This window comes from Nocardioides sp. W7 (assembly GCF_022919075.1).
GTDB lineage: Bacteria > Actinomycetota > Actinomycetes > Propionibacteriales > Nocardioidaceae > Nocardioides.
In genome coordinates this window covers 721,640-742,145 of sequence record NZ_CP095078.1, presented here as the reverse complement: position 1 = coordinate 742,145, position 20,506 = coordinate 721,640, and the positions used below count along the sequence as shown (strand labels likewise).

At 73.4% G+C, this 20,506-nt stretch carries 18 protein-coding genes; 8 read left to right on the top strand and 10 right to left on the bottom strand.

Translation table 11 applies throughout. The features are described from left to right. The 5 genes from MUB56_RS03565 to MUB56_RS25850 all read left to right on the top strand — a co-directional run bounded on the left by MUB56_RS03565 (nt 1) and on the right by MUB56_RS25850 (nt 6,035). Complete coding sequence (locus tag MUB56_RS03565; protein ID WP_244930543.1) at nt 1-1,905, top strand: biotin carboxylase N-terminal domain-containing protein; 1,905 nt, start codon at nt 1-3, stop codon at nt 1,903-1,905. Beyond that, complete coding sequence (locus tag MUB56_RS03560) at nt 1,898-3,058, top strand: acyl-CoA dehydrogenase family protein (RefSeq protein WP_244930542.1); 1,161 nt, start codon at nt 1,898-1,900, stop codon at nt 3,056-3,058. The genes MUB56_RS03565 and MUB56_RS03560 overlap by 8 nt, the downstream gene beginning before the upstream one ends. Nucleotides 3,059-3,219: 161 nt before the next feature. After that, nucleotides 3,220-4,140, top strand: coding sequence for an AEC family transporter (locus MUB56_RS03555; RefSeq protein ID WP_244930541.1), 921 nt, complete (start codon nt 3,220-3,222; stop codon nt 4,138-4,140). Nucleotides 4,141-4,157: 17 nt separating this feature from the next. Further along, a complete protein-coding gene (locus MUB56_RS03550; protein WP_244930540.1) occupies nt 4,158-4,673 on the top strand; it encodes a hypothetical protein in 516 nt (171 codons plus the stop codon). Nucleotides 4,674-4,784: 111 nt separating this feature from the next. Beyond that, entirely contained in the window at nt 4,785-6,035 is a 1,251-nt protein-coding gene (locus tag MUB56_RS25850; protein WP_280637356.1) for a YihY/virulence factor BrkB family protein, read from the top strand. Between the two features lie 159 nt (nt 6,036-6,194). On the opposite strand, the gene MUB56_RS03540 is transcribed toward MUB56_RS25850, so the two are convergent. Next, nucleotides 6,195-6,965: a tyrosine-protein phosphatase gene (locus MUB56_RS03540; protein ID WP_244930539.1), complete on the bottom strand. Its 771-nt coding sequence runs from the start codon at nt 6,963-6,965 to the stop codon at nt 6,195-6,197. Nucleotides 6,966-7,007: 42 nt separating this feature from the next. Continuing rightward, on the bottom strand, nt 7,008-7,565 hold the full coding sequence (locus MUB56_RS03535) for a protein-L-isoaspartate O-methyltransferase (RefSeq protein ID WP_244930538.1): 558 nt from the start codon (nt 7,563-7,565) through the stop codon (nt 7,008-7,010). Between the two features lie 52 nt (nt 7,566-7,617). Here MUB56_RS03535 and MUB56_RS03530 point away from each other — a divergent pair, with 52 nt between their 5' ends. Beyond that, entirely contained in the window at nt 7,618-8,004 is a 387-nt protein-coding gene (locus tag MUB56_RS03530; RefSeq protein WP_244930537.1) for a PLD nuclease N-terminal domain-containing protein, read from the top strand. 25 nt (nt 8,005-8,029) lie between these two features. Here MUB56_RS03530 and MUB56_RS03525 read toward each other — a convergent pair whose 3' ends face one another. From MUB56_RS03525 to MUB56_RS03490, 8 genes are all read right to left on the bottom strand, one after another. Then, nucleotides 8,030-8,905 carry a DUF1295 domain-containing protein gene (locus MUB56_RS03525; protein WP_244930536.1) on the bottom strand — a complete coding sequence of 292 codons (876 nt, stop codon included), beginning with the start codon at nt 8,903-8,905 and terminating at the stop codon, nt 8,030-8,032. 160 nt (nt 8,906-9,065) lie between these two features. Further along, a complete protein-coding gene (locus tag MUB56_RS03520; RefSeq protein WP_244930535.1) occupies nt 9,066-10,316 on the bottom strand; it encodes a cyclopropane-fatty-acyl-phospholipid synthase family protein in 1,251 nt (416 codons plus the stop codon). Further along, complete coding sequence (locus MUB56_RS03515; RefSeq protein WP_244930534.1) at nt 10,313-11,557, bottom strand: cyclopropane-fatty-acyl-phospholipid synthase family protein; 1,245 nt, start codon at nt 11,555-11,557, stop codon at nt 10,313-10,315. The genes MUB56_RS03520 and MUB56_RS03515 overlap by 4 nt, the downstream gene beginning before the upstream one ends. Beyond that, nucleotides 11,554-13,683: an FAD-dependent oxidoreductase gene (locus MUB56_RS03510; protein ID WP_244930533.1), complete on the bottom strand. Its 2,130-nt coding sequence runs from the start codon at nt 13,681-13,683 to the stop codon at nt 11,554-11,556. Before MUB56_RS03510 ends, MUB56_RS03515 begins: the two co-directional genes overlap by 4 nt. Continuing rightward, nucleotides 13,680-14,396, bottom strand: a complete 717-nt coding sequence (locus tag MUB56_RS03505; protein ID WP_244930532.1) for an anti-sigma factor — start codon at nt 14,394-14,396, stop codon at nt 13,680-13,682. The genes MUB56_RS03510 and MUB56_RS03505 overlap by 4 nt, the downstream gene beginning before the upstream one ends. Further along, entirely contained in the window at nt 14,393-14,998 is a 606-nt protein-coding gene (gene sigK / locus MUB56_RS03500) for an ECF RNA polymerase sigma factor SigK (protein WP_244930531.1), read from the bottom strand. Before sigK ends, MUB56_RS03505 begins: the two co-directional genes overlap by 4 nt. Nucleotides 14,999-15,046: 48 nt before the next feature. After that, a complete protein-coding gene (locus tag MUB56_RS03495; RefSeq protein ID WP_244930530.1) occupies nt 15,047-15,706 on the bottom strand; it encodes a fasciclin domain-containing protein in 660 nt (219 codons plus the stop codon). Between the two features lie 80 nt (nt 15,707-15,786). Beyond that, nucleotides 15,787-17,334: a molybdopterin-dependent oxidoreductase gene (locus MUB56_RS03490; protein WP_244930529.1), complete on the bottom strand. Its 1,548-nt coding sequence runs from the start codon at nt 17,332-17,334 to the stop codon at nt 15,787-15,789. 54 nt (nt 17,335-17,388) lie between these two features. Here MUB56_RS03490 and MUB56_RS03485 point away from each other — a divergent pair, with 54 nt between their 5' ends. Both MUB56_RS03485 and MUB56_RS03480 read left to right on the top strand, forming a co-directional pair. After that, the gene (locus MUB56_RS03485; RefSeq protein ID WP_348536708.1) at nt 17,389-18,135 is read left to right on the top strand and encodes an enoyl-CoA hydratase-related protein; all 747 of its coding nucleotides are present in this window, start codon (nt 17,389-17,391) and stop codon (nt 18,133-18,135) included. A gap of 120 nt (nt 18,136-18,255) precedes the next feature. Continuing rightward, complete coding sequence (locus MUB56_RS03480) at nt 18,256-20,448, top strand: UvrD-helicase domain-containing protein (RefSeq protein WP_244930527.1); 2,193 nt, start codon at nt 18,256-18,258, stop codon at nt 20,446-20,448. The last annotated feature ends 58 nt before the right edge of the window (nt 20,449-20,506 follow it).

Below are 20,506 nucleotides of genomic sequence, written 5' to 3'. Positions count from 1 at the left end.
GTGATCAGCAGACTGCTCGTCGCCAACCGGGCGGAGATCGCGAGCCGGGTCTTCCGCACCTGCCGGCGGCTCGGCATCGAGACCGTCGCGATCCACAGCGACGCCGACGCCGACCTGCCGTACGTGCGCGAGGCCGACCACGCCGTCCGGCTCCCGGGCAGCACGCCGGCGGAGACCTACCTGCGCACCGACCTGGTCGTCGAGGCGGCCAAGCGGGCGGGCGCGGACGCGATCCACCCGGGCTACGGCTTCCTGTCCGAGAACGCCGACTTCGCCCGCGCCGTCCTCGCGGTCGGGCTGACCTGGGTGGGACCGCATCCCGACTCGATCGACGCGATGGGCTCGAAGATCGAGGCCAAGCGGATCATGGCGGCGGCCGGCGTACCCGTCCTCCAGACGCCCGCCGAGCCGACCGAGGCCGACCTGCCCCTCATCGTCAAGGCCTCCGCGGGCGGCGGCGGGCGCGGGATGCGGATCGTCCGCACGCTCGCCGAGCTGCCGACCGAGCTGGAGAAGGCCCGCGCGGAGGCGGCGTCGGCGTTCGGCGACGACACGGTGTTCGTCGAGCCGTACGTCGAGCGCGGCCGGCACGTCGAGGTGCAGGTCCTCGGCACGCCGGACGGCGTGATCGTGCTGGGCGAGCGGGACTGCTCCCTGCAGCGGCGCCACCAGAAGGTGGTCGAGGAGTCGCCCGCCCCCGGGCTCTCCGACGCGACCCGCGCCGCGCTGCACGAGGCCGGGCGGGCCGCCGCGGCCGCGATCGACTACCTCGGCGCCGGCACCGTGGAGTTCCTGTACGACGCCGCGCGCGACACGTTCTTCTTCCTCGAGATGAACACCCGCCTGCAGGTCGAGCACCCCGTCACCGAGCTGGTCCGCGGCGTCGACCTGGTGGAGCTGCAGCTCGCGGTCGCCGAGGGCCGGGTGGTGACCGATACGAGCGTCGAGAGCGGCCACGCGATCGAGGCGCGGCTCTACGCCGAGGACCCGGCCGCCGACTACCAGCCGCAGAGCGGGGTCCTGACCCGCTTCGACATCCCCGCGGGAGACGGGGTGCGCGTGGACGCCGGCTTCGAGAGCGGCTCGACGGTCAGCACCCACTACGACGCGATGCTGGCCAAGGTGGTCGCCCACGCGCCGACCCGCGAGCAGGCCGCCCGCAAGCTCGCCGGCGCGCTGCGGCGGGCGCGGATCCACGGCCTGACCACCAACCGCGACCAGCTGCTGGCGGTCCTCGGCGATCCCGGCTTCCTGGCCGGTGAGGTCAGCACGGCGTTCCTCGCCGAGCGGGTTCGTGCCCCTGAGGGTGCGCCTGAGCGCGCGTCCGGGGACACGACCGCGATGGTGGCGGGCGCGCTCGCGCTCGCCGAGCGGGCGGTCGCCGCGCGCACCGTCCAGCGGGGCATTCCCGTCGCCTGGCGGAACGTGGTGTCGCAGCCGCAGCGCACCGAGTTCGAGAGCGGGACGGTCGAGTGGTGGGGCGGGCGATCCGGCTACCGGGTCGACGGGGTCGAGGTCGTCTCCGTCGCGGTGGACCGGGTGACGCTCGAGCACGACGGCGTGCGAACGTCGTACGACGTGGGCGTCAGCGGCGACGCCGTGGACGTCGACTGGGCCGGCGGGCACCTCGCGCTGACCCGGATGCCGCGGTTCACGGACCCGGCGGACGCGGTCGCGAGCGGCAGCCTGCTCGCGCCGATGCCCGGCACGGTCGTGTCGGTCGCCGTCGCGGCCGGCGAGCGGGTCGAGGCGGGCCAGCCGGTGCTGGTCCTGGAGGCCATGAAGATGCAGCACACCGTGAGCGCGCCGCACGCCGGCGTGGTCGCGGCGATCAGCGTGGAGGCCGGGACGCAGGTGGCGTCCGGTGCGGTCCTGGCAGTTGTCGAAGGAGACGAAGATGAGTGAGTTCACCGAGTCCGAGGAGCGCCAGGAGCTGCGCAAGGCGGTCGCGAGGCTGGCCGGCAAGTTCGGGCGGGACTGGTTCACCGAGAAGGCCCGCGCCGGCGAGAAGACCACCGAGCTGTGGCTGGAGATCGCCAAGAACGGCTACCTCGGCATCAACATCCCCGAGGAGTACGGCGGGGGCGGCGGCGGGATCGGTGACATCGCGGCGGTCTGCGAGGAGCTCGCCGCGCAGGGCTGCCCGCTGTTGCTGATGGTCGTCAGCCCGGCGATCTGCGGCACCATCGTCACCCGCTACGGCACCGAGGAGCAGAAGCGCCGCTGGCTGCCGGGCATCTGCGACGGCACCGGCACCATGGCTTTCGCGATCACCGAGCCCGACGCCGGCACCAACACCCACAACATCACCACCACCGCGCGCCGTGACGGTGACAGCTGGGTGCTCACCGGGCGCAAGGTCTACATCTCCGGCGTCGACGAGGCCGACAACGTGCTGGTCGTCGCCCGCGCCGAGGACGCCGGCACCGGCAGGCTCAAGCCGTGCCTGTTCGTGGTGCCGACCGACGCGGACGGCTTCGAGGCCACGCCGATCGCGATGGAGATCGTCAGCCCCGAGCGGCAGTTCCAGGTGTTCCTGGACGACGTCCGGCTGCCCGCCGACGCCTTAGTCGGCGACGAGAACGGCGGGCTGGTCCAGCTGTTCGCCGGGCTGAACCCGGAGCGGATCATGGCGGCGTCCTTCTCGACCGGCCTCGCGCGCTTCGCCCTCGACAAGGCGACGGCGTACGCCAAGGAGCGCACCGTCTTCAAGGACGCCATCGGCTCCCACCAGGCGATCGCCCACCCGCTCGCGCAGTCGCACATCGAGATCGAGCTGGCCCGGCTGATGACCCAGAAGGCCGCCGCGCTCTGCGACGCCGGCGACGACCAGGGCGCCGGCGAGGCCGCCAACATGGCCAAGTACGCCGCCGCCGAGGCCGCCTGCGACGCCGCCGACCGCGCCGTGCAGACCCACGGCGGCAACGGCATCACCCAGGAGTACGGCATGGCCGGCCTGCTGGTCGCCACCCGGGCCGGCCGGATCGCCCCCGTCAGCCGGGAGATGATCCTGAACTACGTGGCCATGCACTCGCTGGGCCTGCCGAAGTCGTACTGAGCGGGGGCTGGCCGGTCCCGCCCGGCCGGTGCTGTAACGCGATGTTCGCCGCACTACCCGCACGCTGCAGCAGGCGGGTAGTGCAGCGGACATCGCGTTACAGCTGGGCCGCCCGCCGCCCGCCGCCCGTGTGACCCGCGTCGCTCACTACGCTCACAGACGTGGATGGGGTCTTCGCCGGGTTCGCGACGATCGCCCTCATCATCGGCCTCGGGATCCTGTTGGCCCACCTGAAGGTCATCGACGCGGCGGGTCAGCGGACCCTGTCGACGCTGGCGTTCTACGTCGCCAGCCCGGCGCTGCTGGTGACCGTGCTCGAGGACAGCGACCTGGGCGCGGTCTTCTCCGGCAACCTGGTGGCGACGATCGCGGCGGTCCTGGTCGCGGGGCTCGCCTACGTGGCGGTGGCGGTACTTCGCGGGCAGGACCTCGGGTCCACCGTGATCGGGACCCTGTGCGCCGCGTACGTCAACGCCGGCAACCTCGGGCTCCCGATCGCGGCGTACGTCCTCGGCGACCCCGCCCTGGTCGCGCCGGTCCTGCTGCTGCAGCTGCTGGTCCTGCAGCCGCTCGCGCTCACCCTGCTCGACGCCGCGAACAGCGACCACCGGCTCTCGGTCGGCGCCATCGTGAGCCGGCCGCTGAAGAACCCGATCACCATCGGCTCGGCGATCGGGCTCGGCTTCGCGCTCACCGGGCTGGAGCTGCCCGTCGCCATCCACGATCCGCTCGCGCTGGTCGGCGGGATGGCGGTCCCGTCCATGCTGATCGCGTACGGCGTCTCGCTGCGCCTCGGTCCGCTGCCCGGCCGCGGGGTGGCCGCCTCGGAGCTGGCGCTGGCGACCGGGCTGAAGATGGTCGTCCAGCCGCTGGCGGCGTACCTCGTCGGTCGGTTCGCGCTCGGTCTCGACCCCGAGCAGCTGCTCGCGGTGACGGTGCTGTCCGCGCTGCCGACGGCGCAGAACGTCTTCGTGATCGCCTCCCGCTACGACCGCGGGGTGCTGCTCGCGCGCGACTCGATCTTCGTCAGCACCCTGGCCTCGGTGCCGGTCGTCGTGCTGATCACCGCCCTGATCGCGTAGCCGCCATGCTGTCGGTCATGTACTCGAGGGCGCTCGCCACGACCGCGCTGTCGTACGGCGTCCTGCACCACCTCGGCCTGCTCCCCGACGGGCTCGGCGCGGGACCCGACGGCAGCCGCTGGGCGGACTGGCTGGACCTGCTCGTCCCGTGGCTGGTGCTCGCCCCGGCGGCCTGGACGATGGTCGCCGCCGAAGCGGATCGACGGACCTGGCTGGCGTTCGGGATGGGGGCGCTGGCCTACGCCAACGGCCACGGCATCCACCTCGCGGGCAACTCGCTGAACAACGCCGTCGGCACCTCGGCGGGCGGCGAGACCGCGCACCTGTGGGACGAGGTGGTCGGGCACGCGGTCTGGTACGTCGGCGTCGCGCTGATCCTGGCCGCCCTCGCCGCGACCATGCGCGGGCGGCCCCGGCCGCACCCGGTCGGCTACCCGTTGGCCCTCGGCGTGGGCCTGACCTGGGCCACCAACGCGGTCGGCGGCGGCACCGTCGTACCCGCCCTGCTCGTCGCGCTGGCGGCGTCGTGGTGAGGCTGGCGACGGCGTGACGAGCTCGGCGTCGTCCTGCTCGTGGGGTTCGCGCCGGGGGCGCTGGTGCTCGTCGGTGACCTGCTCGGCCGCCTGAGCCAGTAGGTTGTGCCTGTGGGCCGGGTCATCGACGTCGTCGATCGCGGCCAGCAGCGGGTGCCGGTCATCGGATTCCCGCTCGCGGTCTTCTACAAGTACCTCGACGACCAGGGCAACTACCTGGCCGCGATCATCGCCTACTACGCGTTCATCGCGATCTTCCCGTTGCTGCTCCTCGGCACCTCGATCCTCGGGTTCATCCTGCAGGGCAACCCCGACCTGCAGGAGCGGATCCTCGACTCCGCCCTCGGCCAGTTCCCGATCATCGGCGACGAGCTCGGCCGGCCCGAGGGGCTGCAGGGCTCGAAGACCGGCGCCGTCGTCGGTGGTCTGGTGGCGCTGTACGGCGCGCTCGGCCTCGGGCAGGCGATCCAGAACGCGCTCAACCAGGCCTGGGCGATCCCGCGCAACAGCCGGCCCAACCCGTTCCTGCTGCGGCTGCGCAGCCTGATGCTGCTCGTCACCGCCGGCGTCGCGCTGCTCGGCCTCTCGATCGGCTCGGCGTTGCTCAGCCAGACCGAGGTGTTCGGCGAGTTCGCGTCGTACCGCTGGCCGATCGTCGTCGTCACCGTGACCCTCGTGACCCTGGTGCTCGCGCTGCTGTTCCGGCTCGGCGCCGCGCGCACCCACCAGCTGCGCAGCGTGCTGCCCGGCGCCTTCGTGGTCGCGGTGATGTGGCAGAGCCTGCAGAGCATCGGTACCGCCTACGTCACCGGCGTCATCGCGGAGGCCGAGGGGATGGACTCGACGTTCGCGGTGGTCCTCGGTCTGATCGGCCTGCTCTGGGTCGCAGCCGTGATGGGGGTGCTGGGCATGGAGGTCAACGTCGTCCTCGCCCGCCGGCTGTGGCCCCGGGCGCTGCTCACGATCGTCACCGACAAGGTGAACCTCACCGACGCCGACAAGCGGGCCTACGAGTCGTACGCGCGGATGCAGCGGCACAAGGCCTACCAGGCGATCGGGGTCGTGTGGTCCGAGCGGCCGCGTTCGTCGTCCTCGGTCTCGCCTTCGGGGCCGGAGCCGGAGCCGGGTCCAGAGCCGGAACCGAGTCCGGGGTCGGGGCCGGCTGCGGAGACGGCGTCGGAGGTGGGGCCAGAGGTGGGGCCGGAGCCGAAGACCGCGGCCGCGCCGACGGGCAGGCCGATGCCGCCGACCGGCCCACCGCCCGCGGGTCCGCCGCCCCCGCCTTCCAGCCCGCCGCTGCCGAGCCAGCCGACGGTCGCGCCGGCCGACTCGCCGCCCGTGGGCTCGCCGGACAGTCCCTGACGCTCGATCGTGCGAACACCCCGTCCGTCCGCGCGGTCGGTCACCGCCGCCCGCGCACCGGGAGCCACTCAGGTCACACCGATGTCGAGGAACTCACGCTGACGGCGTGAAGCATCTCGACACAGGCATGAGTTTCTCCGCCTGGGCGGAGAAACTCACTCACCCCCCAAGCTTGCGCCCCAGCGCCGCAAGCACACCCTCACCCAGCCCGAGCCCGTCGCGCAGGTAGGCACCCCGGTCGCCGTACAACCGCTCGACCGAGGCGTAGGACGTCCGCAGGTAGTCGGCGTCGGCGACGAGCACCGGCTGGTAGACCTCGGCCTTGTCCGGGCCGAGGTGCTCGACGATCTGCGCGAGGACGGCCGCGCGGCTGGCCTCGGCGTACTCGTTCGTGAGCAGGTAGTCGGCCTCGATCACGGCGTCGTCGACGCCGGCGAGGTGCAGCAGCAGGGCAGCGGTCCAGCCGGTGCGGTCCTTGCCGGCGCTGCAGTGGAACAGGTGCACCCCGTCGTCGGCGAGCAGGGTGAGCACCCGGCCGAGGGCGGCGCGGGTGGCGGGGTCCTCGACGAAGCCGCGGTAGACCCGCTCCATCATCGCGACCGCGGCGGTCCGATCGGGCAGCGAGGAGATCTCGTCCATGGGGATGCCGAGCACGTCGACGTGCGTCCAGGCGGCGCCGGGGATCTCGATGTCGGGGTGGGCGTCGATCTCGTGCTGGCTGCGCAGGTCGAGGACGCCGGTGACGCCCAGGGCCGCGATCGACGCGGCGTCCTCGTGGGTCAGCCGCAGCTCGTTGGCGCGGAAGAACACGCCACGACGCACGGTCGAGCCGCGCGTGGTCGGGTAGCCGGCGCCGGGGCCGGCCACGTCGCGGAAGTTGTCGGCCGAGGCGAGTCGGACCAGCTCCTCGGGGTTCTCCTCGGTGCTCACCGCCGCAGGATAAGCGGCGTACTCAACCAGTCGGTGAACTGTTCACCTCAGCGGGACGAACCGGTAGGCGCCGTGCGACGTCACGATCGGTCCGTCCGGGTCCGCCACGACCAGCAGCAGCTCGCCCCGCACGGGCACGACCAGGCGCCCGCCCGGCACCAGCTGGTCGACCAGCGGCACGGGCAGCTCGTCGGCCTCCGCGGAGACCAGGACCCGGTCGTACGGCGCGTGCTCCGGGTCGCCGAGCACCCCCGGCGCCGTCGCGTCGATCCGGGCCCAGCCGCGGCGCATCGTGGCGAGGTTGGTGCGCCCGAAGCCGACCAGGTCCGGCACGATCTCCACCCCTCGGACCTCCCCGCTCGGACCGACCAGGTGGGCGAGCAGGGCGGTGGTCCAGCCGGAGCCGCTGCCGACGTCGAGCACCCGCTGACCCCGGCGTACCTCCAGCAGCCCGAGCATCGCCCGGACGGTGCGGGGCTGGGAGCAGGTCTGGCCGTGGCCGATGGGGAGCGGACCGTCGTACGACGTCCGCTCGCGCTGGTCGGGCGGGAGGAAGTCCACCCGCGGCGTGGCGTCGAACGCGGCCGTCACCGGGTCCATCAGTCCAGGAAACCACGGACAGCGACCGCCGTCATCGGCCAGACTGCCGGCCATGCTCAGGTTCCTGCCCGGCCTCGTGGTGCTCGTGCTGTGGGTCTACTGCCTCGTCGACGTGATCGGCACGCGCGACGACAGCGTCCGCCATCTGCCGAAGTGGGCCTGGATCGTGCTCGTGCTGCTGTTCCCGTTCGTCGGCTCGGTCGCCTGGCTGCTGGCCGGCCGGCCCGCGAAGGCCCGGCCGCTGACCCGCGAGCAGGGGGCGGCGCCCGGCTTCTCCGAGTACGAGCGGCCCGGCCGGTTCGCCGCCGCCGACCCGGAGAAGGACGAGGAGTTCCTCCGCCAGGTCCGCGAGCGAGCCGAGCAGCAGCGACGGGCCTACGAGGAGAAGAAGCGGCGCGAGCGCGAGGAGCAGGACGGCGCCGAGGAGCCGGGGGCCTGAGCCGGCGTACTTCTCGGGGAAGGCCCTACGTGCTCCGGCGATGTGATGGCCGAGAACGGACGCCCCCGGTAGACCGGGGAAGTGGGACGTCCGCCCGGCGCGGCGGCAGCGGCACGAACGCCGAGGTCCGCGCGGCGTACTCGGGGTAGCCGGGCCGCTGCATCATCGTCTTCTCCAGCAGCCGCACGCCGGTGACCCGGACCAGGAAGAGCGTCATGATCGCGGGGCAGGCGACGGTGGCCAGGCCGGCGACCCAGCCGGAGCCGAGGCCGGCGGCGAGCCAGATGCCCCACCAGACGGTGGCGTCGCCGAAGTAGTTGGGGTGCCGGGTCCAGGCCCACAGTCCCCGGTCCATCACGGCCGGGCGCGACGAGCGCGGCTGCGCCTTGTAGGCCGCGAGCTGCCGGTCGCCGACCGCCTCGAAGAACAGCCCGACGCCCCAGACGACCACGCCGGCGGCCACCGCGGGCCACCAGGCGGCGTCGAGGACCGCGCCGACCATGACGGGTACGGCGACCAGCCACTGGGCCAGTCCCTGCACGAGGAACACGCGGCGTACGGCGGTCGCCATCCCGACCTCGGCCAGCGAGCCGCCGAGCATCGCTGAGTAGCGCGGGTCCTCCTTCCCGCCGTGGTCGCCGAGCGCGCGGCTGCGCACGTGCCAGGCGAGCCGCAGCCCCCACACCGCGACCAGGCCGACCACCAGCCACCGGCGCCAACCGGTCCCGTCGCCGATCGCCGTGCCGAGGACCGCCGTCGACAGCGCGACCAGCACGAAGCCGGCGCCCCACGCCACGTCGACGACCGCGACGACGCCGAGCCGGCGGGCCCGGAGCGCGGCGGCCCCCATGCCGACCAGCACGGCGGCCAGGCCGACGAGCAGGGCGATCACGACGCTCATCGGGCCCCCGCCAGCGGTGGGTCAGCCACCGATCGGTGGGCTGGATCGGTGGACAGCTCACCGCTCACCCGAACGGCCGCAGAGTGGCGGTGAGTCAGCCACCGATGGGCGGGCCGGATCGGTGCACAGCTCACCGCCCGTGGGCGGCCGGCCGGCCCGCTCACCACGACCGCACCGACGGCAGGGAGTGCTCGCCACCGGGCCGGACGGCGAGGATCTGGTCGACGCCCATCCGCCCGTCGCGGAAGGCCATCGAGCCGCCGACGAGGTAGAGCCGCCACACGCGGACGACCTCCTCGCCGACGAGGTCGACGAGGCGGGGCAGGTTCTTCTCGAACCGCTCCAGCCAACCCGCCACGGTGAGCACGTAGTGCTCGCGCAGCGCGTGCACGTCGCGCACCTCGAGACCCCCGTGCTCGAGGTACGCGACCGTCTCTCCCACCGGGCGCATGTGCATGTCGGGGGCGATGAACGACTCGATGAACGGTCCGCCGCCCGGCCACCTCCCGGTGCGCGACATCTGCTGCACCAGCACCCGCCCGCCGGGCTTCGCCGAGCGCGCCAGGACGGAGACGTACGTTGGGTAGTTGCCCTCGCCGACGTGCTCGCCCATCTCGATCGACCCGACCGCGTCGAAGTGGTCGCGCTCGGGCACCTCGCGATAGTCCTGGAGCCGGATCCGCACCCGGTCGCCCAGGCCGCGCTCGGCGATCCGGGCGTCGATGAACCGCTTCTGCTCGGCCGCGATGGTCACGCCGACGACCTGCGCGCCGAAGTGCTCGGCGGCGTGCAGCGAGAGCGACCCCCAGCCGCAGCCGACGTCGAGCAGCCGCATCCCGGGCTCGAGGCCGAGCTTGCGGCAGACCAGGTCCAGCTTGGCCCGCTGCGCCTCCTCCAGGGACACCGACGGTGAGGCGTGGTAACCGCAGGAGTACGCCATCGACTCCTCCAGGATCAGCGCGTAGAACTCGTTGGAGAGGTCGTAGTGGTGGCTGATCGAGCGCCGGTCCCGCAGCGGGCTGTGCAGCCGGCCGCGGCTCCGCGCCTGCGACCGCGGCGGCGCCGGAGCGGGGCGCAGCAGCCCGAGCCGCGTCACGGCACGGACCGCGGAGAGCACCGCGGACGGTGTCGGCCGCACCGGCAGGCCGCGCTCGCGAGCCACCGAGAAGGCCTGGGTCAGCGCGTCTTCGAGGTCGTGGTCGACCTCCAGCTCGCCGGTGACGTACGCCTGGGCCGCGCCGAGCTCGCCGGGGTGCCGGAGCAGGCGGCGTACGGCGTCGGGCGAGCGCAGCTCGACCAGCGGGGCATCGACCGGGCCGGCCTCGGAGCCGTCCCAGGCCCGCAGCCGCACCGGCAGGTCGCCGCCCAGGAACGGGCGCGCGGCCTCGGCGAGGGTGGCGGCGACGCTCACGCGCTCTTCTCCAGGACGAGCTGGTTCACGTCGATGTAGCCGGAGGCGAAGCCCGCGCGGGAGTACTCCAGGTAGAAGTGCCACATCCGCTCGAAGGTGTCGTCGAAGCCGAGCTCGCGGACCCGGGCCGAGGCGCCGAGGAAGGCCTCGTCCCACAGCCGCAGCGTCGCGGCGTAGTGCTGGCCCATCGAGAGCTGCTCGCCCAGGCGCAGCGAGGTGTGCTCGCGGGTGACCTCGTCGATGACGTCGACCGAGGGGAGGAAGCCGCCGGGGAAGATGTACTTGTGGATCCAGGTCCAGGTGTTGCGGGTCGCGAGCATCCGGTCGTGCGGCATGGTGATCGCCTGGATCGCGGCCCGGCCGCCGGGGGCCAGCACGGCGTCGATCTTCTGGAAGTAGGTCCGCCAGTACTGCCAGCCGACCGCCTCGATCATCTCGACGGACAGCACGGCATCGTACGTGCCGTCGACGTCGCGGTAGTCGCACAGGTCCACCGAGACGTGGTCGGCGAAGCCGGCCGCGGCGACCCGTTCGCGGGCGAGCGCCTGCTGCTCGACCGAGAGGGTGATGGTGCGGACGGTGGCGCCGCGGCGGGCCGCGCGCAGCGCGAGCTCGCCCCAGCCGGAGCCGATCTCCAGCACCCGGCTGCCCTCGCCGACCCCGGCCAGGTCGAGCAGCCGCTCGATCTTGCGCGCCTGCGCGGCCTCGAGATCGGCTGCCGTCGCGGTGGTCGGGTCTCCGGCGAAGAGCGCCGAGGAGTAGCTCATCGTCGGGTCCAGGAAGATCCGGAACAGCTCGTTGGACAGGTCGTAGTGGTGGGCGATGTTGGCCTGCGCGTTGTCGGCGCTGCTCACCTGCTTGCGCGGCGGGCGCTTGACGACGAACGAGCGCAGCCGCTGCAGCGGCCGGGGCACCAGCTCCGGCATCTGCGCGGCCAGGACGGCGAGGAAGCCGCCGAGGTCCTCGGCGTCCCACGCGCCGGTGAGGTAGGCCTCCCCGAAGCCGATCAGCTGGTGCACGCCGAGCCGGGCGAAGAACTCCTCCGGCCGGTGCACGACCGCGACCGGGCCACCCCGGCCCCAGGTCTCGTCGCCGACGACGACCGAGACGTCGAGGCGGTGCACGGCCGAGTGGAACAGCCGACGGGCGACCCGTGCGGAGACCGCGGCCCGGGGGCCGGTCGGTACGTCGTGCAGGCCCGGCCACCGCTGGGTCGACGGGCGGGCGGGGGCGAGCGTCATGACACACCTTCCTGGTGGTGGCGAGGGCGGGAGCGGAGCGGGAGGCGGCGCAGCCAGAGCCAGACGCCGTGTACCCGGATGAGGGCGGCGCCGCGCAGCGTCGCGCCGGCCGCGCGCACGGGTCCGTCGGCGGAGCGGGTGCCGTCGAGCGTCGCGCTGAACGTCGCCCCGTCGTCGGAGTGCAGCGTCACCGCGACCCGCAGCCGCTCGCCCGGTAGCGGTACGGCGAGCTCGTAGTGGCCGTCGGTGCCGTGGAAGGGCGAGACGTACATCGCCTTCGGGGTGCTCGCCCGCCCCTGCTCGTCGGGGTGGACGAGGTAGGCGTGCCGGTCGCCGTAGGTGTTGTGGACCTCGACGACCACGCACTGCCGGCGCCCGGCGGAGTCGAGGCACCAGAAGACCGAGATCGGGTTGAAGCAGTGCCCCAGGGTCCGCGGGTGCGCGGCCATCAGGATCCGCTCCGGCCGCTCCTCGCCGTGCGCGGCCAGGAACGTGTCGACGTTGACCCGGAGCGAGTGCTCGGGCGAGCCGAGGTGGTCGCGGGCCTCGAACGACCCGAGCAGCCACGACCGCGCGCCGTGGTCGGGCAGGTCGTCGAGGTCGACCAACCAGGTGTGCGAGCGGTGCGTGAAGCTGCGCCCGAACGGCTGCCTCCGGGTGTGCCGGATGGTCGTGTCGTAGAGAACGCTGGTTGAGGTGCGAAGGACGGAGTCCTGAGCCTCGAAACCGGGTGAGTCGTACGACGGCCGTGATCGGGGTCGCTTCTTGGCAAGACGGGTTTCGAGGCTCGGCGCTGGCGCGCCTCGCACCTCAACCAGCGTGGGCGCTGGCGCGCCTCGCACCTCAACCAGCGTCGGGTCGGGCGCGTCCCAGGCCAGGCCGAGCCGCTCGACGGCGGCCAGCCCGGAGCGCGCGCCGTCCTCGTGGAAGCCCCAGCCGTGGTACGCGCCGGCGAAGGAGACCCGGTCGCTGTCGATCTCCGGCAGCCGGGCCTGGGCGGCGACGGAGGCCGGGTTGTAGAGGGGGTGCTCGTACTCGATCCGGTCGATCACCAGGTCCGGGTCGACGAGGTGCTCGCCGCCCAGGGTGACCAGGTAGTGCGTGTCGGTGGGCAGCCGCTGCAGCCGAGTCAGGTCGTAGGTGACCGTGACGCCGTCGCGCTCCTCGCGCGGGCGGTGGAAGTTCCACGACGCCCAGGTGTTGCGCAGCCGGGGCAGCACCGAGGTGTCGGTATGCAGCAGCGCCACGTTGGGGGAGTACGGCAGCGCGCCGAGCACCTCCGCCTGTCGCGGGGTCGGCTGGGCGAGCAGGGCCAGCGCCTGGCCGGGGTGCGTGGCGACCACGACGGCGTCGTACGACGTGATCGCGCCGCTGCCGTCGGTCAGCTCGACGCCGGTCGGGGACTCCAGCAGCGAGGTGACCTTGGTGCCGGTGCGCACCTCGGCGCCCGCGTCCGCGAGCGCGGCGGCGACCCGGGCGACGTACTCCCGGGAGCCGCCGGTGACCGTTCGCCAGGTCGGCGAGCCGAAGATCGCGAGCATCCCGTGGTGCTCCAGGAAGCTGAACAGGTAGCGCGCGGGGTAGTCCAGCGAGACCGCCGGGTCGCAGGACCAGACGGCGGCGACCAGCGGCTCCATGAAGTGCCGGGCGAAGTACGGCGTGAAGCCGCCCACCTCCAGGAACGCCCGGAGCGTGAGGTCGTCCCCCGGCCGGGTCAGCAGCGCCCGCGCGCGCCGGTGGAACCGCGGGATCTCGGTCAGCATCCGCACGTAGCGTGGGTTGGCCAGGTGCCCGAGGGTCGGTACGACGCCCGCCCGGCCGAGCGCGCCGGCCCACTCCAGCCCGGTGCCGGCGTCGCTGATCGACATCGACATCTCCGACTCCTGGGTCTCGACGCCGAGCTCGCCGAAGAGGCGCAGCAGCACCGGGTACGTGCGCTCGTTGTGCACGATGAAGCCGGTGTCGATGGCGAGCCCGTCGACGAGGTGGGTGTCGGCGTGCCCGCCGAGCCGGTCGTCGGCCTCGTAGAGCGTGACGTGCGCGGTGCGGGAGGCGACGTACGCGGCCACCAGGCCGGTGACGCCGGACCCGACCACCGCGACGCGGCGGCCCTCCGATGCGCTCATGCCTGCTCGAAGCCGACGACGGCGAGGACGTCGCCCTGGGGCTCGCCGGTCGGGGACCCGCCGGCGGCCTCGAGCGTGATGCCGAAGCCGTCGGCCGTGGCCGGGTCGCCGACCAGCTCGACGACGTTGTCCGGACCGGACGGCATCAGCGCGGCGGCGACCATGTCGTCGTCGTGCTGCAGCCAGACCTCGTAGACCCGACCGCTCGGCGCGTCGGCCATGTCCTCGGTGACCATCACCGCCTGGTTGAGCGAGACCGACCGGTAGAGGGTCGCCGTCGAGCCGTCCTCGAACTCCTCGGTCCAGGACTCGGCGTCTTCCGCCGCCTGGATCCGGTCCACGGCCGAGATCTCGGTCTGCGAGGACTCGTCCTCCCAGGGCTGGACGACGGCGGCGCCCACACCGAGCGCGGTCACCACCGCGGCCGCCGCGAGCAGACCGGGAAACCACCGGCGGGCCGGCCGGCGCGTCACCTCCGGCACGATCGGCGGCAGCGGCCGCACGGTCGCGATGTCGGCGAGGACCCGGTCGCGCAGACCGGCCGGCGGCTCCTCGGCCACGGTCTCGGCCATCAGGGCGCCGGCCTCGCGGAGGCTGTCGACCTCCGCACGGCAGGTCGGGCAGTCGGCGAGGTGCCGTTCGAACTGGGCGCGCTCGAGGTCGTCGAGCGCGTCCACGGCGTACGCGCCGGACAGGGCGTGGATGTCGGTCATCGGCCCCCAACTCCCATCGTGTCGCGCAACCGGATCAGGCCGTCTCGGATGCGGGTCTTGGCGGTGCCGACCGGGAGGTCGAGCATGCCTGCCACCTCGGTGTGGGTGTAGCCCCCGAAGTACGCCAGCTCGAGCGCCTCGCGCTGGACGGAGGTGAGGCTGCCGAGCGCGGTGCGCACCCGGCGGGCCTCGAGCGAGGCGTGGGCCGCCTCGGCGGTCGCGTCGTGGGCGACCGGCTGGTTCTGCTGGTGGTACGACGCGTCGCGGCGGGTGGCCGACTCCGCGGACCTGACCCGGTCGACCGCCTTGCGGTGCACGATCGTCAGCAGCCAGCCGAGCGGGCTGCCCCGGTCCGGGTCGTAGCGCCCGGCCGTCCGCCAGATCTCGAGGAACGCCTCCTGGGTCACCTCCTCGGCCTGCGCCGGGTCGCGGACGACCCGGACGGCGAGGCCGAAGACGCGCGTGGAGACGGCGTCGTACAGCTGGCTGAAGGCGCGCTGGTCCCCGCGCCCGGAGAGCTTCAGCAGCTCGCCGAGATCGGGGGCCACCGACGACCCCTCCACCGGGGAGGGGTCGTCGGGCACGGGCCGGATGTGGTCCACGTGATGATCCTTGCGCTCAGGTCAAAGACGGTCAGGTCGGAGGAGACGTCAGGCGGGCATCAGCACGGTGTCGATGATGTAGACCGTGGCGTTCGCGGTCTGCACGTTGCCGCACAGCACGGTGGCGCCCTCGGTCCCGACGGTCGCCTCCTCGCCCTCGCCCTGGATGGTCAGCATGTCGCCGGCCAGGGTCTCGAACTCACCGGAGAGCTGGTCGGGGGAGATGCGCTCGGCGACCACGTGGTGGCTGAGCACGGTCCCGAGCAGCTCGGGGTCGGCCATCGCGGCCTCGAGGGTCGCCGGGTCCATCGCCTCGAAGGCCGGGTTGGCCGGCGCGAAGACGGTGAGGGCCTCGGCGGAGTTCAGCGCGTCGCCCAGACCGGCGACGCCGACGGCCTCGACCAGGGTGCTGAGCAGCGGGTTGGCGGACGCCGCGGTGGCGACCGGCTCGGCGGCCATGCCGCCGAACGACGCGGGACCGTCGGCCGGGATGTCCGCGCAGGCGGGGCCGTACGGTTCGGCGTCCATCCCAGCGTCCATCTCAGCGTCCTCGGACTCGTTCATGTCGTCGGCGGGGGTGCTGGAGGCCGCGGTGTCGTCGGCGCTGCTCGAGCCGCTGTCCTCGTCGCTGCAGGCGGCGAGCCCCACGGTGAGGGAGAGGGCGGCGGCCGTGAGGGCGCCCGTGCGGCGCAGGGTGTGGAGCTTCATCGTGGTGCCTTCCGTCGGTGGGTTGACAGGAGTGGTTCGAAGCGGCGGCGGGACCGGATTGGTCCTGCTTCGGACGAATCTCAGGAGACCGTCACGCGGGTCTCCTGCACCCCGCTGGAGCCCGCGGGGAACGGGGTCGCGCGTACGGCGGTCTGGGTCTCGCCGTCGCCGCTGGTCGCGCGGACGGCGAGCGAGTGCTGCCCGGAGGCGGCGTCCCAGGGCAGGTACCACTGGCGCCAGTAGTCGTTGCCGCCGTCCGGGCCGAGCGTGGCCGGCTGCCACGGGCCGCCGTCGACGCGGACCTCGACCTTCGCCACGCCACCCTGGTGCTGGGCCCACGCGACCCCGCCGACGAAGGTCGGGCCGGCGTCGATCGTGGACAGCGACCGCGGGGTGTCGATCCGGCTGGAGAGCTTGATGGGGGCGTCGGTGGCCCACTTCTTCTTGGTCCAGTACGCGTCCTGCTCGCCGTACGTCGTCAGCGTCATCCGGCTGATCCACTTGGTCGCGCTGATGAAGCCGTAGAGACCGGGGATCACCAGCCGGGCGGGGAAGCCGTGCTCCAGCGGCAGCGGGTCGCCGTTCATCCCGACGGCGAGCAGCGCGTCGCGTCCGTCGACGGCCAGCTCCAGCGGCGTACTGATCGTCATGCCCTCGACGTCGGTGCTGAGGATCTGGTCGGCCCGGGTGCGGGAGATGCCGGCCTGGTCGAGCAGGTCCTGCAGCGGTACGCCGAGCCAGCGCGCGGAGCCGACGTACCGCCCGCCGACGTCGTTCGAGACGCAGGTGAGGGTGATGTCGCGCTCCACCATCGGCATCGCGAGGATGTCCTCGAAGCTGAAGCTGACCTTCCGGTCGACGTCGCCGTCGATGGTCAGCGACCAGTCGTCGAGGTCGATGACGGGCAGCGAGAGCCGGGTGTCGACGCGGTAGAAGTCGGCGTTCGGCGTCCGGAACGGGGTGACGCCCTCGACCGTGCCCTCGATGCCCGTCGGCAGCGGGGGCGCGGGGTCGGTGGCCGCGGGCAGGGTGACGTCGGCGATCCGGGTGCGGACCCGGGCGATCCACTCGCCGGCGCCGCCGACCACGGCGGCAGCCACCGCGAGCACGCCGGACGCCACGAGCACGCCGCGGCGGCTGGGGGCCCGGTCGGCCTGCGACGCCCAGGCCATCGCGTCGTGCCGGGCCGGCCGCTGCCGACGGGCATCGAGGGCGCGATCGAGGAACCACAGCGCCGCGACGCCGGCGACTGCCGCGACCACGCTCGGCAGCAGGTCGAGAGCCTCGAACCGCGGGCGGTTGACCGTGGCGGCGCCGGCCACGACGACCAGGAGCACCAGCAGCCCCGCGCCCAGCGCGAAACGCCGCCGGGCGAGCAGGCCGGCGGCGGCGGCCAACGCCAGCACGCCCGCGAAGACCGATCCGACCAGGATCGGCTTGTCCTTGGTGCCGAACTGCTGGATCGCCCACTCCTTCATCGGCGTGGGCGTCAGGTCGATGACCTGGGACCCGACCGCCAGCACCGGCGACGCCCCCGGGTCGGTCAGACCGGCCACCAGGTGGGCGAGCGCGACCGCCACGAGGGTGGCCAGCACCCCGGAGCCTGCGTACGCGAGACGTGTCCTCATAGGGACTGTTCGTCGCGGAGGGGGCGTTCGGATGGGTGCGGCAGGATGCGGGGCATGAGCGAGCTGGTGCACTACGCCGTCGCCGACGACATCGCGACCATCACCCTGGACTCCCCGCACAACCGCAACGCCCTGTCCCGGCAGCTCGTCGCGGAGCTCTCCGCCGCGCTCGAGCGGGCGGGCGTGGACGACGCCGCGAAGGTGGTCGTGGTCCGGGCCGAGGGCCGGGTCTTCTGCTCCGGCGCCGACCTGTCCGAGGCGGCGGGCGGCAGCATGGAGGAGGGTGCGCTCGCCATCGTCGGGCTGCAGCGCCTGGTGCTGACCCTGCCGAAGCCGGTGGTGGTGCGGCTGCACGGAGCGGTCCGGGCCGGAGGCATCGGGATCGTCGCCGCCGCCGACGTCGTGGTCGCGGCGTCGGAGGCGACCTTCGCGCTGACCGAGGTGAAGCTCGGCCTGGCGCCGGCCGCGATCTCGCTGACCGTGCTGCCGCGGATGACCTCGCGGGCCGCCGCGCTGACCGCGCTGTCCGGTGAGGTGTTCACCGGGGCCCAGGCGGCGTCGTACGGCCTGGTGACCACGGCGGTGCCCGCCGCGGAGCTCGACGTCGAGCTGGAGCGGGTGGTCGCCGCGCTCGCGACCGGCGCGCCCCAGGGACTGCGCGAGACCAAGGCGCTGCTCACCCGCGACCTGGTCGAGCACCTCGACGCCCGCGGACCCGAGGTGGCCGCGCTCAGCGCCCGGCTGTTCGGCTCGCCGGAGGCCCAGGAGGCGATGCTCGCCTTCCTGTCCCGGAAGAGATGACGCTCTCGCGAAAATTGGCGTGGGCATACCCGCGGTCCGGATACAGTTGTCCACTTGTCGCGCCCCGTCCGGGGGCGGCGACGAACGGCAGGACACTTCGGTGCTGAGGGGATCGCAGCGTTGACGGACGAGGCAGTCGAGACTCGGGAGATCGCCCAGGAGCAGGCGTTCGTCGACCGGGTGTACCTCCAGCTGGCGGACTCCGCGAAGGCGGCGCAGGAGCTGGCACGCGAGGGCCACGAGCGGGGCAAGCTGGGCCACGAGGGTGGCCTGGTCGAGCGCGACGCGATGGTCTTCCAGGCCGCGAAGCGGATCGCCCAGCTCGACGCCGCCCACGAGGGCCTGGTCTTCGGGCGCCTCGACATGCGCCCGTCGCTCGACCCGCAACCGCGGTACGTCGGCCGGATCGGGCTGCGCGACGCCGACCGTGACTCGCTGCTGATCGACTGGCGCGCGCCCGCGGCGGCGGTGTTCTACCAGGCGACCGCGGCCGAGCCGCAGCAGGTCATCCGGCGCCGGGTGTTGCGCTCCGACGGCCCGCACGTGGTCGGGGTCGAGGACGAGCTGCTCGACGCCCAGGCGCTCGAGGAGGACGACGTCGACCTCCCGATCATCGGCGGGGGCGCCCTGATGGCGCAGCTCTCCCGCGCCCGGGACCGCTCCATGCACTCGATCGTCGCGACCATCCAGGCCGAGCAGGACAAGGCGATCCGCGCACCCGGCAAGGGCGTCGTGTCGATCTCCGGCGGTCCCGGCACCGGCAAGACCGTCGTCGCGCTGCACCGTGCGGCGTACCTCCTCTACAACGACCGGCGCCGCTACGAGACCGGCGGCGTGCTCGTCGTCGGCCCGAGCGGGGTCTTCATGCGCTACATCGAGCGGGTGCTGCCGAGCCTCGGCGAGACCGCCGTCGCGCTGCGCTCGCTCGGCGAGGTCGTCGACGGCGTCAAGGCCAGCCGCCACGACGAGCCGGCGGTCGCCGACGTGAAGGGCTCGGCGCGGATGGCCGAGCTGATCCGTCGTACGGCGCGCCAGCAGGCGCCCGGCAGCCCGTCCGAGTTCCGGGTCTTCTACCGCGACGACCGGCTCGTGCTCGACCGCGGCGTGCTGGGCCGGGTCCGCCGCAGCCTGATGTCGCAGGGCCGGCGCAACCGGCAGCTGCCGCGGGTCTCGCAGGCGCTGCTCGACCAGCTGTGGCGCCAGGTCCGCGGCGACCGTGGTCGCGAGCGGGGCCGCGAGCTGTTCGACGAGGACATGCTCGGCAACGACGCGTTCCTCGACTTCGCCGCCTCCTGGTGGCCGCCGCTGGACGCCGCCTCCGTGCTCGGCTGGCTGCGCGAGCCGGAGTTCCTCGCCCGCGTCGGGGAGGGCGTCGTGTCGCCCGAGGAGCAGCGACTGCTGCTGAAGTCCTGGGCCGCCGGCAGCCCGCTCTCGGTCGAGGACGTGCCGCTGATCGACGAGCTGCGCTACGCGCTCGGGGACGTGCTGGTCCGCACCGACGACGAGCGCGACAACCCGATCACCGCGGTCGAGGGCTCGGTCGACCTGCACGAGCTGTTCACGGCCTCCGACCGGGAGTACGCCCCCACCGGCCGCGCCTGGGCGCCGCCGACGCACAGCATCGAGGACGACGGCTACGCCCACGTCCTCATCGACGAGGCGCAGGACCTCACGCCCATGCAGTGGCGGATGGTCGGCCGCCGCGGCCGGACCGCGTCGTGGACCATCGTCGGCGACCCCGCCCAGTCCTCCTGGCCGGTGCCGGCCGAGGCCGCGGAGGCCCGGGCCGAGGCGCTCGAGCGCAAGGTGCAGCACGACTTCCACCTGTCGACGAACTACCGCAACTCCTCGGAGATCTACGAGTACGCCGCGGCGTACGCCGAGCGGGTCGGCCTGAACGCCGACCTCCCGACGGCGGTCCGCTCCACCGGCGTACCCCCGCAGATCCTGGAGGGTGTCGCCGATGTCGAGGCGGCCACCCGGGCGGCGGTCAACGAGGTCGCCGAGCAGGTCTCCGGCACCGTCGCCATCGTCGTCCCGGCGGCGCGCCGCTCGGAGGTCAACGCCTGGTTGGCGTCCTGGCCCGAGCTCGCCGACGCCGCCGCGGGCGCGCGGGCGGCCATCGACTCCTCGGTCACCCCGTCCGGTGAGGACCGGGTCGTGGTGCTGACCGGCCTGGACACCAAGGGGCTGGAGTTCGACGGCATCGTCGTCGTGCGCCCGCAGGAGATCGAGGACGAGTCGGCCACCGGCCGGGCGACGCTGTACGTCGTGCTCACCCGCGCGACCCAGCTGCTGACCACGATCTCCTGAGGCGGCCTCGCCGGTCGCCGACGTCCGCGGCGGGCATCGTGGAAACTCTGACGCACCA

Excerpts from the sequence above, each read along its gene's own strand:
- MUB56_RS03510 (WP_244930533.1), bottom strand. The coding sequence starts at position 13,683 with ATGAGCGCATCGGAGGGCCGCCGCGTCGCGGTGGTCGGGTCCGGCGTC.
- MUB56_RS03560 (WP_244930542.1), top strand. The coding sequence starts at position 1,898 with ATGAGTGAGTTCACCGAGTCCGAGGAGCGCCAGGAGCTGCGCAAGGCG.
- MUB56_RS03550 (WP_244930540.1), top strand. The coding sequence starts at position 4,158 with ATGTACTCGAGGGCGCTCGCCACGACCGCGCTGTCGTACGGCGTCCTG.
- MUB56_RS03525 (WP_244930536.1), bottom strand. The coding sequence starts at position 8,905 with ATGAGCGTCGTGATCGCCCTGCTCGTCGGCCTGGCCGCCGTGCTGGTC.
- MUB56_RS03505 (WP_244930532.1), bottom strand. The coding sequence starts at position 14,396 with ATGACCGACATCCACGCCCTGTCCGGCGCGTACGCCGTGGACGCGCTC.
- MUB56_RS03530 (WP_244930537.1), top strand. The coding sequence starts at position 7,618 with ATGCTCAGGTTCCTGCCCGGCCTCGTGGTGCTCGTGCTGTGGGTCTAC.
- MUB56_RS03535 (WP_244930538.1), bottom strand. The coding sequence starts at position 7,565 with ATGGACCCGGTGACGGCCGCGTTCGACGCCACGCCGCGGGTGGACTTC.
- MUB56_RS03495 (WP_244930530.1), bottom strand. The coding sequence starts at position 15,706 with ATGAAGCTCCACACCCTGCGCCGCACGGGCGCCCTCACGGCCGCCGCC.
- MUB56_RS03490 (WP_244930529.1), bottom strand. The coding sequence starts at position 17,334 with ATGAGGACACGTCTCGCGTACGCAGGCTCCGGGGTGCTGGCCACCCTC.
- MUB56_RS03515 (WP_244930534.1), bottom strand. The coding sequence starts at position 11,557 with ATGACGCTCGCCCCCGCCCGCCCGTCGACCCAGCGGTGGCCGGGCCTG.
- MUB56_RS03485 (WP_348536708.1), top strand. The coding sequence starts at position 17,389 with ATGAGCGAGCTGGTGCACTACGCCGTCGCCGACGACATCGCGACCATC.